Source organism: Heyndrickxia sporothermodurans (assembly GCF_003055045.1).
Lineage (GTDB): Bacteria > Bacillota > Bacilli > Bacillales > Bacillaceae_C > Heyndrickxia > Heyndrickxia sporothermodurans.
The window spans coordinates 1-13,221 of record NZ_NAZB01000010.1; the positions used below are offsets into that span (position 1 = coordinate 1).

Consider the following 13,221-nt stretch of genomic DNA (forward strand, 5'->3'; position numbering starts at 1 on the left):
GGTCGAAGACTTATCCTAATTAGAAAAGCGAAGGGTGCTTGCCCATCGGCGAAACTCACTGGAGCTTCTGGCGGAGAAGTCTGGAAGACTTCGACAGAAGAAGTGAAGTGACGCGAGCCGATAGCGCCCGCAGCTGGACAGGTTGATTCAACGTTATTACTATTTCTCATCTATCTAGTTTTGAGGGAACAATCCCTTAAATAAATAGTCTGGTAATTATGGCGAGAAGGTCACACCCGTTCCCATCCCGAACACGGAAGTTAAGCTTCTCAGCGCCGATGGTAGTTGGGGGCTCTCCCCCTGCAAGAGTAGGACGTTGCCAGGCTATGCCCCTATTTGGGGCTATTATTTTGCTGAAATTTACAAGTTTTGGCCCGTTGGTCAAGCGGTTAAGACACCGCCCTTTCACGGCGGTAACACGGGTTCGAATCCCGTACGGGTCACCATATGGAGGATTAGCTCAGCTGGGAGAGCACCTGCCTTACAAGCAGGGGGTCGGCGGTTCGATCCCGTCATCCTCCACCATTATTTGATAATTTAAAAGTGTAATCCGCCGGCCTAGCTCAATTGGTAGAGCACGAACGAATAAGCTACAAAGCGGAACATCAGCGTACAGCTTGAGAAGCTTCTTGAATAATCATTCTGAAAGCTGGACGACCTTCTTTAGCAGATTAAATATTGGAAGTATATCTTAATCCGCCGGCCTAGCTCAATTGGTAGAGCAACTGAATCGTAATCAGTAGGTTGGGGGTTCAAGTCCTCTGGCCGGCACCATATATTATTTGGATTACTGGTTATAGGATCGATAAAGAAAACTTTATTATATTTTGAGCCATTAGCTCAGTCGGTAGAGCATCTGACTTTTAATCAGAGGGTCGAAGGTTCGAGTCCTTCATGGCTCATCAAAATTGCGGAAGTAGTTCAGTGGTAGAACACCACCTTGCCAAGGTGGGGGTCGCGGGTTCGAATCCCGTCTTCCGCTCCAGATAACCCTTGCCGGGGTGGCGGAACTGGCAGACGCACAGGACTTAAAATCCTGCGGTAGGTGACTACCGTACCGGTTCGATTCCGGTCCTCGGCACCAAAGTTTTTTACGAAGCAAAATAACTTTCATAATATGCGCCCGTAGCTCAATTGGATAGAGCGTTTGACTACGGATCAAAAGGTTAGGGGTTCGACTCCTCTCGGGCGCGCCATTTAGTACGGGAAGTAGCTCAGCTTGGTAGAGCACATGGTTTGGGACCATGGGGTCGCAGGTTCGAATCCTGTCTTCCCGACCATTCAAAATATACAAATAGTATGATGGGGCCTTAGCTCAGCTGGGAGAGCGCCTGCTTTGCACGCAGGAGGTCAGCGGTTCGATCCCGCTAGGCTCCATTTTTTTAAAAGGAAAATGAAAGCATGACATTTCATTTCTGTCCAGCTCCAGCGCCTAATCAAGGCGCTTGCGCTTTTCTTATCATGGCGGTGTAGCTCAGCTGGCTAGAGCGTACGGTTCATACCCGTAAGGTCGGGGGTTCGATCCCCTCCGCCGCTATAAAATTATAAATAATGATGGACCCTTAGCTCAGCTGGTTAGAGCAGACGGCTCATAACCGTCCGGTCGTAGGTTCGAGTCCTACAGGGTCCATAAAGTGGAGGAATACCCAAGTCTGGCTGAAGGGATCGGTCTTGAAAACCGACAGGCGGGTTACACCGCGCGGGGGTTCGAATCCCTCTTCCTCCGCCATAAAAGTAACTTATAAATCGGTCCGGTAGTTCAGCTGGTTAGAATGCCTGCCTGTCACGCAGGAGGTCGCGGGTTCGAGTCCCGTCCGGACCGCCATTAAATATCATTTATCCCTTAATAACTATCTTTATCGGAGGGGTAGCGAAGTGGCTAAACGCGGCGGACTGTAAATCCGCTCCTTAGGGTTCGGCGGTTCGAATCCGTCCCCCTCCACCAGTTAGGGGTATAGTTTAATGGTAAAACGAAGGTCTCCAAAACCTTTGATGTGGGTTCGATTCCTACTACCCCTGTCAATTATTATGGCGGCTGTGGCGAAGTGGTTAACGCATCGGATTGTGGTTCCGACATTCGTGGGTTCGATTCCCATCAGCCGCCCCATAGAAAATTATTTTATATTTGCGGGTGTAGTTTAGTGGTAAAACTACAGCCTTCCAAGCTGTTGTCGTGAGTTCGATTCTCATCACCCGCTCCAAATTTACATAAAGGGCCTATAGCTCAGCTGGTTAGAGCGCACGCCTGATAAGCGTGAGGTCGATGGTTCGAGTCCATTTAGGCCCATTCAAAAAAATATTCTTTATTAAAAAAAACTAGCTACATATTTTAGCTAGTTTTTTGTGTACTTTAGCTTCTTTTCTGATAAATTGTTGTTTTTCTTTAAACACAAAATAATATTAAAAATGCTGAGTGGATTGGAGCGGAAGGAGCTTGACTCCTGCGGGACATAGAGGAAAGGTCGTGACCCCACAGGCGCAGTAGCGCCGAGGAGGCTCGACTTCTCACCGCGAAAAAGCAAGCTCCTGCAGCGGAAAGGAACGGACATTGTTTTTTCATAAACAACAAACTTTATGAGCATATCTAAGACAACAGTATAAAAATATATTGATGATGGAAAATAGTATTAGGAGGGATATTATGAGCGAAAACCAAAGTAATAATAGCGGATTTACAGTAGCTGGAACAAGCATTGATGACGTGAAAAGAAAAAATGCGCAGTCAGGCATGTCTTATAATGAAGTGAAGGAATGGTTGGCTAAAACAACAGGCGGTCATGGAACAAGTATATACAGTAATACAAATGTTGAGGAAGTAAAAAGGAATATTAGTGAATCCATGAGATCAAATAAATAAAAGAAATGTATTTAAATGAATGAAACATTTTCTTTCCCGATCCGTAGTACATTGTAGAAACAATCATTTTCTACAAAGGAGTGGTAGTATGGATATCGCGTTTATTATAATATGGTCGGTTTTAATTTTGTATTTCCTCGTAATGATCCCAATCGAGTATAATAATATTTCTTCCATAAAGGAGCAAAAAAAGAAAGCAAATATGCACCATAATGAAATGTATGAAAAAATGAGCTTCGAGGAAGAACAACTAAATTTTAATCTTCAAGGCAATCTTTTGAACCTGCCATCTAATTTAGTCGCTGCACTCATTTACAAGCTACGACATCGAAATTCTTATCGTGGATAAAAAGTTTTAAAAAATGTTACCGCTTACTTGTCTTTTTGTAGAGAGAATGTTACTATATACCTAATAATAAGATATTGATCACATGTTACTGATACGATCAGGCATGGTGGTATGTAAAAGGGTTAACCCTTTTATTGTGCTGCCATGCCTTTTTATAGTTTTATTTGATCACTGTTTGCTAAACCATGAATATTTGTAACATAGGAAAAAAGGAGTCCTTACGATGAAATTTAATTTTTTTAAAAAAGAAAAAGAAGAATTACACATATATGCACCAGTTAATGGACAAATTGTTCCAATTGAAGAAGTACCAGATCCAGTTTTTAGCCAAAAGATGATGGGGGAAGGGGTCGCTATTCTACCATCGAATGGAAATATCTATGCCCCTGCTAGTGGAACAGTCATTCAGGTTGCGCCAACAAAGCATGCAGTTGGTATACGTGCAAATGATGGTTCAGAAATACTCATCCATGTAGGATTAGAAACGGTTGCTTTAAAGGGAGAAGGATTTAATGTGGCTGTTAAGGATGGAGACAAAGTTTCTGCCGGGCAACTACTAATTGAAGTGGATTGGGAATATATTAAGAAAAATGCCAAAAGCACGATAACCCCGATAGTAATTACTAATAGTATGGAAGGTAAGAAACAGTATACTGTTACAGAAGAAAAGGAAGGTTTACAGGGAAAAACGATAGTGATAACATCTTCCGATAAGTAATACACTGTTTCGTATAGTGAAAACAAGGAGATGGCTCGATGAAGATATCAAAGATTCTAAATAATAATGCTGTTGTAGTAAGGGATGGGCAGGAAGAGAAAATAGCAATTGGCACAGGAATTGTATATGGGAAAAAGAAAAATGATGTTGTCAATCAACAAAAAATTGAAAAACTATTTGTCATGAAGGAAAATGAAAAACTTCAACAGCTTTTGAATCGAATCCCAGAAGAGCATTTTATCATCTCTGAAAAAATCATTACTTATGCAGAAGAGTATATTGGTTCAAAGTTAAATGAACATATTCATATAGCCTTAACCGACCATCTTTCATTCGCGATAGAAAGAGAACAGGAAGGCATTCATTTAAAAAACAAGTTATTACATGAAATAAAAATACTTTATAAACAAGAGTATGAAATCGGTCTTTGGGCAATCAAATATATTAAAGAAAAATGTAATATCGAACTCCCCATTGATGAAGCTGCGTATATCGCCCTCCATATTCACACAATGAAAGATCAGGGCGGCGATATGCGTCAAACCGTTATTCAAACTACGATTATTAGAGATATTGTTCAAACAATAACGGAGTTTTTGAACATCCATATTCATGAAGACGATATCTCTTATCATCGCTTAATCACACATTTACGATTTGCATTAACGCGAATGAATCAAAATGAACTCCATACGATGGATAATGAAATGATTGAAATGATTAAAAAGAAATTTCCTCTGTCCTATCAATGTGCCACAGAAATAGCAAAGAATATATTGAGTTCATATCGCATCACTTTGCCCGAACATGAACTAGGGTATATTACCCTCCATATTGAAAGACTAAGAAAACAGTGGGGTTAATAAATCAAAAAATTTAAGGAGGTGAGGCAAAGGGGAAATGAAGTGTAATTAGTAGTACTCACATCACGAACCATTTTAATAATTTGATAGAATTCTTCTTTATATAGAAAGTGCCATCTTTTGTATTTTCTCTTATTCATTTTATTTTATAGAAAACTTCTTTTATTAAAATGTTTTGTTCGGATGAAGTAACTACTAAGTAATAATCAGATAAGTTTTTATTAGGGGGGAATAGTTACCATGAAGAAATATCTACAAAGAATGGGTAAATCATTGATGTTACCAGTTGCTGTATTACCAGCAGCAGCTATATTGATGGGGATTGGTTATTGGATTGACCCTACAGGTTGGGGATCCGGAAATGTGGCAGCCGCGTTTTTAATTAGTGCGGGAAAATCAATTATTGATAACATTCCAATTCTATTTGCTGTTGGTCTTGCTTTAGGGATGTCGAAAGAAAAAGATGGTTCCGCGGCTCTAAGTGGATTGGTTGCTTATTTAGTTGTAACAACATTATTATCAACAGATACTGTAGCAATGTTAAAGAGCATTGATCCAAAAGCTGTTAGTCCTGCCTTTGCCAAAATAGGAAATGCGTTCATTGGTATTATTTCAGGTCTTGTTGCCGCAAATATGTATAATCGATTTAGTAAAGTTCAATTACCAGATGCATTGGCTTTCTTTAGTGGAAAACGTTTAGTTCCAATTATGACAGCGGTTTCTATGCTAGTTGTATCAGTAATTTTGTTTTTCGTTTGGCCAGTAGTATTCACAGGTTTAGTTTCATTCGGGGAAGCGATAAGTAAATTAGGCGCTGCAGGTGCGGGCCTTTACGGATTCTTCAACAGATTATTAATCCCAACAGGCTTACACCATGCGTTAAACTCTGTTTTCTGGTTTGATGTAGCAGGAATCGATGATATCGGCAAGTTCTGGGCAAACAAAGGTACGAAAGGTGTTACTGGAATGTATCAAGCAGGATTCTTCCCAGTAATGATGTTTGGTTTACCAGCAGCAGCCCTTGCAATGTACCACACAGCAAAAACAAAGCAAAAGAAACAGGTAGCAGCCCTGATGATGGCCGCTGGATTCGCAGCATTTTTCACTGGTGTTACAGAACCACTTGAGTTTGCTTTCATGTTTGCTGCACCAGCTTTGTATTTTGTCCATGCAATTTTAACGGGTCTATCACTTATGATTGCCGCCCTATTCCATTGGACAGCCGGGTTCGGATTTAGTGCAGGTTTAGTCGACTTTTTATTAAGCTTGAAAATTCCAATTGCAAATCAACCTTATATGTTAATTGTTCAAGGTCTCGTATTTGCGGTTATTTACTACTTCTTATTCCGCTTTATTATTGTGAAATTTAATTTGGCAACTCCAGGTAGAGGCGAAGAAATAGTAGATGACAATGAAGGAGTAAGTACAGCAACGGATAAAAATAATAAATTTACAGTATTGGCTACTAAGATTTATGAAGGTCTTGGCGGAGATGCGAACGTGACTTCTGTAGATAATTGTACAACTCGTTTAAGAGTTGAAGTAAAAGATATGAACGCTGTTGACCAAAATAAGATTAAGGCAACTGGAGTACCAGGGATTAATATTGTTGGTCCACATAGTATTCAGGTAATTGTTGGAACATCCGTACAATTTGTTGCTGACGAAGTTAATCGAATGAGAAAAGGTTAATAGTTTACTAGAAGTGCAAAATCTAAAATGGATTTTGCACTTCTTTTCATCACCATTCATTTGATCTTACTTTTTTTGCTAACTACTCGATACTTTTATTACATTTAATGTATAATAGTAAACGAAGAATATAGCGATGAGTAATGGGAAAAGTTCCCTTGTAGCTATTTTGAAAAAAACTTGATGAAGTAGCTTATTTCGTATTACTATTTTTGAGTAGAGTTAAAGTGGAAAGAGAGTGTTCATAATGGGACGTAAGTGGAATAATATTAAAGAAAAAAAGGCATCAAAAGACGCAAATACAAGTCGTATCTATGCGAAATTCGGTCGTGAAATATATGTAGCTGCAAAGCAAGGTGAACCAGACCCTGAATCTAACCAAGCATTAAAATTCGTACTTGAACGTGCGAAAACATATAACGTACCAAAACATATTATCGACCGTGCAATTGAAAAAGCAAAAGGCGGTTCAGACGAAAACTATGATGAGCTTCGTTACGAAGGTTTTGGACCAAATGGCTCAATGGTTATCGTCGATGCATTAACAAATAATGTGAACCGGACAGCATCAGAAGTGCGTGCAGCCTTTGGTAAAAATGGCGGTAATATGGGTGTCAGTGGTTCTGTCGCATATATGTTTGATGCAACAGCTGTGATCGGACTTGAAGGAAAGTCTGCGGACGAAGTACTCGAAATTTTAATGGAAGCGGATATCGATGTTCGTGACATTATTGAAGAAGAAGATTCTGTCATTGTCTACGCCGAACCTGATCAATTCCATGCCGTACAAGAAGCATTGAAAGGTGCCGGAATCACGGAATTTACAGTTGCTGAATTAACTATGCTTGCCCAAAACGAAATAACACTTCCAGAAGATGCAAAAGCACAATTTGAAAAAATGATTGATGTATTAGAGGATTTGGAAGATGTTCAACAAGTTTATCATAATGTAGATTTGAGCGAATAATACTATATTTGTTCTACACGTCCCTTTCAGTTATTTGAAAGGGACGTTTTTCATATCTTGTTTGTAAAGAATCGCTAATAGACCCAGCATAATAATGTCCAACCTGGCATTGAACGCAAAGGCAATCAATCCTGTATGCAATATCGGCACTTTTGTTAAAAGGATTGCCGCAATCATAATGGCCATTAACGGAATAGATGCTTGTTTAACCCATTTATTTGCTAAAATAAGGATTCCACAAATAAGTTCTATTATCGCTACTGCATTCATTAGTAAAATTGGGTAAGGCAATCCTAAGCTAGTAAAATAATTCCCCAAATCTTCACTAACTATTTTCATTACTCCAGATGTAATAAAAATATAACCGACTAAATACCGAATGATTTTCGTATGAATGGTCATCCCTCCTTTAATTGAATATATGAATAAGAGGACAAACCATGTCAAAAAAATGGGTATTACTTATAAAATTTATTAAAAAGTATTTGACATTAACGTTGCGTAAAGGTGTACCTTTACATTAAGAGGAGGTGATCAAGTTGGAATATACGGTGCAAAAGCTAGCGAAATTAGCAGGAGTTAGTACAAGAACCCTTCGATATTATGATGAAATCGACATTCTTAAGCCGGCAAGGATGAATTCATCAGGGTATCGAATCTATGGGCAAACTGAGGTTGACAGACTGCAGCAAATTCTATTTTACAGGGAATTAGGTGTTAGTTTAGAAAACATAAAAATGATCATGAACACTCCTGGCTTTGATAGTACAAAGGCACTAAAGGATCATCGTGAGAAACTCCTCGAAAAAAGAAAACAGCTAGATTTATTAATTGAAAATGTAAATAAAACGATTAGCTATAAGGAAGGGAGAAGAAAAATGACGGATCAAGAGAAATTTGAGGGCTTTAAGAAAAAAATGATTGAGGAAAATGAAGAAAAATACGGTGATGAAGTTCGAAAGAAGTACGGAAATGAAACAATTGACCAATCCAATGCAAAGTTCATGAATATGACTCAAGATCAATATGAAAGATTCACAAAACTAGAGAAACAAGTAATAGAAACGTTAGTAGAAGCTTTCGCTACGGGTGATCCATCAAGTGAGCTTGCACAAAAAACAGCAGACTTGCATAAACAATGGTTGACCTTTACTTGGAAAGAATACAGCAAAGAAGCCCACGCAGGACTTGCACAAATGTATGTCGATGATGAACGATTTAAATCATACTATGAAAAGCAACCAGGAATGACCGAATTTTTGAGGGATGCGATTTGCATTTATACTAAGAAGTAAACAAAAAAAGCGATTGGTGCGCCAATCGCCTTTTTGTTATCCATAATATACGAACAGTGCAATGATCATTAAAACAATCGTAACCAATCCCACGGTAAATGGTAAATGGTACCTTAATGGAATTAATTTTGACAATGGTCTCCGTTCTTCATCGTTCATTTTACTAAACATTTGCTGAAAACTAGCAAATACAATATCAAAAAATCCTTTATTTATAATGTAGCCTGTTAAAGCTATTAATATAAGAAGAGCACCGACAACAAAGGAAACATTAATATATGCCAATAAATGAATGGAGTGATAAAAGACCAAAGAAAACAGAAAGACAACTATTTGTGAAACAATCACCCATATAACATATTTTTTAACCAATCGAATCATTCCTTTCAATAAAAGAAATGGAAAAGAGGAGATAAAGATAATGAAAATTATATAGTAAAAAATATAAAAATTAAAACAAAACTTTTGTGAAATGAAATTAAAACTATTTTGATATAAAACAATATTTCGACATTTATAACGATATTTCGATTGAAAAGTGTAAAAAATAGAAGATAAATGTAATTTTGCCTATAAATATGTCATAAAAAAGTTAAAAATGTTTTTTAAAATAATGTACAAATCAGAATAATATTATATAATATTAATAGAAAAGCTTTTTAGAATCTTTTCAATAAAAGAAAAAGGGGACAAGTAAATGAAAAAGTCAAAATTTTATCTATTTACTGCTATTGCCCTATCACTTGCATTAGTACTTTCGGCATGTGGTGCGGGAAGCGATAAGAAAAGCTCAAGCAATGGCGATAGCGGGTCAAAAAATGACCAAGTTCTCAATATGATTGAGACTGCGGAAATCCCAACAGGAGATCCAACATTAGCAACAGACCAAGCAAGTTTCATCGTATTCGGACAAACATTAGAAGGTCTTTATACATTAAATGACAAAGATGTTCCGGTACCAGCACTTGCAGAAGGAAAACCTGAAATTAGTAAAGATGGGAAAGTTTATACATTTAAAATTCGCAAAGATGCTAAATGGTCTAACGGTGACCCTGTAACAGCAAAAGATTTTGTTTTCTCTTGGAGAAGAGCAGTAGATCCTAAAACAGGTGCTCAATATGCGTACATGTTTCAAGGTGTAGTAAAAAATGCATCTGAAATTATGAACGGAAAAGCAAAACCTGACCAACTAGGTGTACAAGCTGTTGATGACAATACATTAAAAGTTACACTAGAAAATGCAGTTCCATATCTTGATTCATTACTAGCGTTTGCTACTTTTGCTCCGTTAAATGAAAAATTCGTTACGGAAAAAGGCGATAAATTCGGAACAAACAGTGACAATATGCTTGCAAATGGTCCATTCGTATTAAAAGATTGGGATGGAACAGGTTTAACATGGAAATATGTGAAAAATGACAATTATTATGATAAAGAAAATGTAAAATTAAAAGAAGTAAATGTACAAGTATCAAAAACTCCAAATACAGCTGTTAACCTATATAACACAGGTAAAGCTGACTTAACAGCAGCATTAAGTTCAGAATTTGCAAAACAATATGCAAACAATAAAGATACAATAAAAATGGTAGAATCAAGCTCTTGGTATTTGAAATTCAACCAAGTTCGTAACGGTAAGAAAACACCTTTAGCGAATGAAAATATTCGTAAAGGACTAGCTATGGCATTTGATAAAAAAGCATACACAGATACTATCCTTTCAAATGGATCATTCCCAAGCAACGGTTTAGTACCTAAAGGTGTGGCGAAGAGTCCTACTGATGGTAAAGACTTCCGTGATGCAAGTGGAGATTTACTAACTACTGACACAGCAAAAGCAAAAGAATATTGGGAAAAAGGCTTAAAAGAATTAGGAGTTAAAGATTTAACACTTGAATTATTAAGTGATGATACAGAAAATGCGAAGAAAACAAGTGAATACTTCAAGGATCAATTACAAAAGAATTTACCAGGATTAACAATTAAATTAACGAATGTTCCATTTAAAATCCGTGTTCAAAAACAAGACAAACAAGATTATGAAATTCAAATGGCTGGATGGGGAGCAGACTATTTAGATGCAATGACATATCTTGATTTATTTGTAACTGATGGTGGAAACAACAAAACAGGTTATTCAAATAAAAAATATGATCAATTAATCAATGATGCAAAAGTGAAATATGGAAATGACCCTGAAAAACGTTGGGAAACATTGCTACAAGCTGAAAAGATTTTAATTCAAGAAGATACAGCAATTGCTCCAATTTATCAAAGAGGTCACTTGAAATTAATTAAGCCTTATGTAAAAGGGTTTGAAGAACATTTATTTGGACCAGATTATACGTTGAAAAATGTAACAATCGAAAAATAAGAAGATTAGACAATAGGATATATTGAAGGTCTTCAAAAAAAAGAGAGTATCTTTTTACAATAAAAAGATTACTCTCTTTTCCCCTTTATATATCACCATATTTAGAAGATTTTAAATTATTTGGATTAGGAGGTATGCTTGATGGCAAAGTATATTTCAAAAAGAATTGTTTATTTAATTCTTACTTTGTTTATTATTTCATCATTTACTTTCTTTTTGATGAAATTTTTGCCGGGTACACCGTTTCGAGCAGAAGAAAAGCTATCTGACGAACAAAAGATCATCCTTCAAGAAAAGTATGGATTAAATGACCCAATTCCAGTTCAGTATGGAAGATATATGGTAAACATTGTGAAAGGTGATTTAGGGGTATCATTCCAATTTGATAATCAGCCGGTTACGAAACTGCTCATCAATCGAATGGGACCATCCTTACAGCTAGGCTTTCAAGCGATGTTTATCGGAACGATTTTCGGAATATTACTAGGTGTTTTAGCAGCGATGTTTCAAAATACATGGATTGATTATGGTAGTACATTCCTCGCAGTGTTAGGAAAATCGATCCCATCATTCGTATTTGCTGCACTACTACAATATATCATAGGAGTTAAGTTAGAATGGCTCCCAGTTGCCTCATGGGATAGTTTTGCCTCATCTATAATGCCTACTATCGCATTGGCTATTTTCCCAATCGCAACAGCTGCCCGATTCATGAGGACAGAGTTAATTGAAGTGTTAAGTTCGGATTATATAACATTAGCAAAAGCAAAAGGAAATTCAAAAATGGAAATTTCTTTTAAACATGCTGTCCGAAATGCACTAATTCCGTTAATTACGGTGTTAGGACCGATGGCGGTTGGTTTAATGACTGGTTCCATGGTTGTTGAACAAATTTTTGCGATACCCGGAATCGGAGAGCAGTTTGTTAAATCAATTCAAATGAATGACTTTCCTATCATTATGGGAACAACCATTTTCTTTGCTTTCTTATTAACAGTAATCATTTTAATTGTTGATATACTTTACGGAATCATTGATCCAAGAATTCGTGTAGCGGGAGGGAAAAAATAATGGCTGAAATGTTAGAAAAAATACCTAAAGAAATGTTTGAGCCCGCTCCAGTGAATCCACATGAAAGTGAAGTAATTGCTAAACCTCAGCTTTCATTCGCAAAGGATGCCTGGCTCCGTGTACGGAAGAATAAAGGTGCGATTATTAGTTTAGTCCTTTTAGTGTTAATCATTATTATGGCTATTATTGGACCACACCTATCACACTTTAGTCCAACTGAACAAAATACATCTCATGCCAACCTGCCTCCTAGAATACCTGGCTTAGAGAAAATTGGAATATTTGATGGCAGTCAAAAAATTGGCGGCGTTGAAACCAATATATATAAAGAACAACATATCAAAGAATATTATTGGTTTGGAACAGATGGTCTTGGACGGGATTTATTTTCACGGGTGTGGCTTGGAACAAGGGTTTCATTATATATTGCCTTCCTAGCTGCGCTTATCGATATGATAATCGGAGTAACATACGGACTTGTTTCAGGGTTTAAAGGTGGACAAGTAGATAACGTGATGCAACGTATTTTAGAGGTGCTTTCTGGTATTCCAAATTTAATTGTTGTAATTCTCATGCTATTAATTATGGAACCGGGGATATTATCAATAACAGTTGCCATGGTTATCACAGGATGGATAGGAATGGCACGGGTCGTCCGTGGACAAGTATTAAAACTAAAAAGCCAAGAATATGTCATGGCATCGAAAACACTTGGCGCATCAAATAGCAGAATCTTATTTAAACATTTATTACCAAATTTATCAGGGGTTATAATCATCAATACGATGTTTACAATTCCAAGTGCGATATTTTTTGAAGCATTCTTAAGCTTTATCGGTATTGGTTTACAAGCACCTAAAGCATCTTTAGGAACATTGATTGAGGATGGATATAAAACATTCCAGTTCTTACCTCACTTAATGATTATTCCATGTATTGTCATTTGTATTATTTTAGTTGCAAGTAACTTAATCGGAGACGGACTACGTGATGCATTTGATCCGAAAATGAGAGATTAAAGAGCGAGGTGAGAAA

General features: G+C 37.2%; 12 protein-coding genes, 18 tRNA genes and 1 rRNA gene. 29 read left to right on the forward strand and 2 right to left on the reverse strand.

Annotated elements, in window-relative coordinates:
- Positions 1-208: 208 nt before the first annotated feature.
- From rrf to B5V89_RS03660, 25 genes are all read left to right on the forward strand, one after another.
- Positions 209-325 (forward strand): 5S ribosomal RNA (gene rrf, locus B5V89_RS03540).
- A 46-nt stretch (positions 326-371) separates the two neighbouring features.
- Positions 372-446, forward strand: a tRNA-Glu gene (locus tag B5V89_RS03545).
- 3 nt (positions 447-449) lie between these two features.
- Positions 450-525, forward strand: a tRNA-Val gene (locus tag B5V89_RS03550).
- A gap of 173 nt (positions 526-698) precedes the next feature.
- Positions 699-774 (forward strand) — tRNA-Thr (locus B5V89_RS03555).
- Between the two features lie 55 nt (positions 775-829).
- Positions 830-902 (forward strand) — tRNA-Lys (locus B5V89_RS03560).
- Positions 903-910: 8 nt separating this feature from the next.
- Positions 911-985 (forward strand) — tRNA-Gly (locus B5V89_RS03565).
- A 10-nt stretch (positions 986-995) separates the two neighbouring features.
- A tRNA-Leu gene (locus B5V89_RS03570) sits at positions 996-1,084 on the forward strand.
- A gap of 35 nt (positions 1,085-1,119) precedes the next feature.
- Positions 1,120-1,196: transfer RNA gene (locus B5V89_RS03575), tRNA-Arg, on the forward strand.
- 7 nt (positions 1,197-1,203) lie between these two features.
- Positions 1,204-1,280, forward strand: a tRNA-Pro gene (locus tag B5V89_RS03580).
- Positions 1,281-1,304: 24 nt separating this feature from the next.
- Positions 1,305-1,377, forward strand: a tRNA-Ala gene (locus B5V89_RS03585).
- A gap of 86 nt (positions 1,378-1,463) precedes the next feature.
- A tRNA-Met gene (locus B5V89_RS03590) sits at positions 1,464-1,537 on the forward strand.
- A gap of 19 nt (positions 1,538-1,556) precedes the next feature.
- Positions 1,557-1,630: transfer RNA gene (locus tag B5V89_RS03595), tRNA-Ile, on the forward strand.
- A gap of 6 nt (positions 1,631-1,636) precedes the next feature.
- A tRNA-Ser gene (locus tag B5V89_RS03600) sits at positions 1,637-1,729 on the forward strand.
- 19 nt (positions 1,730-1,748) lie between these two features.
- Positions 1,749-1,825: transfer RNA gene (locus B5V89_RS03605), tRNA-Asp, on the forward strand.
- Between the two features lie 36 nt (positions 1,826-1,861).
- Positions 1,862-1,945 (forward strand) — tRNA-Tyr (locus B5V89_RS03610).
- Positions 1,946-1,948: 3 nt separating this feature from the next.
- Positions 1,949-2,019: transfer RNA gene (locus B5V89_RS03615), tRNA-Trp, on the forward strand.
- A gap of 12 nt (positions 2,020-2,031) precedes the next feature.
- Positions 2,032-2,107, forward strand: a tRNA-His gene (locus B5V89_RS03620).
- A gap of 20 nt (positions 2,108-2,127) precedes the next feature.
- Positions 2,128-2,201, forward strand: a tRNA-Gly gene (locus B5V89_RS03625).
- A gap of 12 nt (positions 2,202-2,213) precedes the next feature.
- Positions 2,214-2,287: transfer RNA gene (locus tag B5V89_RS03630), tRNA-Ile, on the forward strand.
- A gap of 354 nt (positions 2,288-2,641) precedes the next feature.
- A complete protein-coding gene (locus B5V89_RS03635; RefSeq protein ID WP_108070531.1) occupies positions 2,642-2,857 on the forward strand; it encodes a gamma-type small acid-soluble spore protein in 216 nt (71 codons plus the stop codon).
- 88 nt (positions 2,858-2,945) lie between these two features.
- Positions 2,946-3,206 carry a DUF3949 domain-containing protein gene (locus tag B5V89_RS03640; RefSeq protein WP_107958181.1) on the forward strand — a complete coding sequence of 87 codons (261 nt, stop codon included), beginning with the start codon at positions 2,946-2,948 and terminating at the stop codon, positions 3,204-3,206.
- A 223-nt stretch (positions 3,207-3,429) separates the two neighbouring features.
- On the forward strand, positions 3,430-3,924 hold the full coding sequence (locus B5V89_RS03645) for a PTS sugar transporter subunit IIA (RefSeq protein WP_108070533.1): 495 nt from the start codon (positions 3,430-3,432) through the stop codon (positions 3,922-3,924).
- 38 nt (positions 3,925-3,962) lie between these two features.
- The gene (locus B5V89_RS03650) at positions 3,963-4,787 is read left to right on the forward strand and encodes a PRD domain-containing protein (RefSeq protein WP_108070535.1); all 825 of its coding nucleotides are present in this window, start codon (positions 3,963-3,965) and stop codon (positions 4,785-4,787) included.
- Positions 4,788-5,027: 240 nt separating this feature from the next.
- Positions 5,028-6,479, forward strand: a complete 1,452-nt coding sequence (nagE, locus tag B5V89_RS03655; RefSeq protein WP_108070537.1) for an N-acetylglucosamine-specific PTS transporter subunit IIBC — start codon at positions 5,028-5,030, stop codon at positions 6,477-6,479.
- A gap of 247 nt (positions 6,480-6,726) precedes the next feature.
- On the forward strand, positions 6,727-7,446 hold the full coding sequence (locus B5V89_RS03660; protein ID WP_108070539.1) for a YebC/PmpR family DNA-binding transcriptional regulator: 720 nt from the start codon (positions 6,727-6,729) through the stop codon (positions 7,444-7,446).
- Between the two features lie 30 nt (positions 7,447-7,476).
- Here the strand turns inward: B5V89_RS03660 and B5V89_RS03665 are convergent, their stop codons facing one another.
- Positions 7,477-7,848, reverse strand: coding sequence for a DoxX family protein (locus B5V89_RS03665; protein ID WP_108070541.1), 372 nt, complete (start codon positions 7,846-7,848; stop codon positions 7,477-7,479).
- Between the two features lie 137 nt (positions 7,849-7,985).
- Here B5V89_RS03665 and B5V89_RS03670 point away from each other — a divergent pair, with 137 nt between their 5' ends.
- Positions 7,986-8,741: a MerR family transcriptional regulator gene (locus B5V89_RS03670; RefSeq protein WP_108070543.1), complete on the forward strand. Its 756-nt coding sequence runs from the start codon at positions 7,986-7,988 to the stop codon at positions 8,739-8,741.
- A 36-nt stretch (positions 8,742-8,777) separates the two neighbouring features.
- Here B5V89_RS03670 and B5V89_RS03675 read toward each other — a convergent pair whose 3' ends face one another.
- Positions 8,778-9,113: a DUF3899 domain-containing protein gene (locus B5V89_RS03675; protein ID WP_107958762.1), complete on the reverse strand. Its 336-nt coding sequence runs from the start codon at positions 9,111-9,113 to the stop codon at positions 8,778-8,780.
- Positions 9,114-9,438: 325 nt separating this feature from the next.
- Between B5V89_RS03675 and B5V89_RS03680 the strand changes: the two genes are divergently transcribed.
- The 3 genes from B5V89_RS03680 (at position 9,439) to opp3C (ending at position 13,205) form a co-directional block, all read left to right on the forward strand.
- Complete coding sequence (locus tag B5V89_RS03680; RefSeq protein WP_108070545.1) at positions 9,439-11,115, forward strand: peptide ABC transporter substrate-binding protein; 1,677 nt, start codon at positions 9,439-9,441, stop codon at positions 11,113-11,115.
- 141 nt (positions 11,116-11,256) lie between these two features.
- Positions 11,257-12,186 (forward strand): oligopeptide ABC transporter permease, encoded by a 930-nt coding sequence (opp3b, locus tag B5V89_RS03685; RefSeq protein ID WP_108070547.1) that lies wholly within the window; start codon positions 11,257-11,259, stop codon positions 12,184-12,186.
- Complete coding sequence (gene opp3C, locus B5V89_RS03690) at positions 12,186-13,205, forward strand: oligopeptide ABC transporter permease (protein WP_107958624.1); 1,020 nt, start codon at positions 12,186-12,188, stop codon at positions 13,203-13,205. Before opp3b ends, opp3C begins: the two co-directional genes overlap by 1 nt.
- Positions 13,206-13,221: the final 16 nt, after the last annotated feature.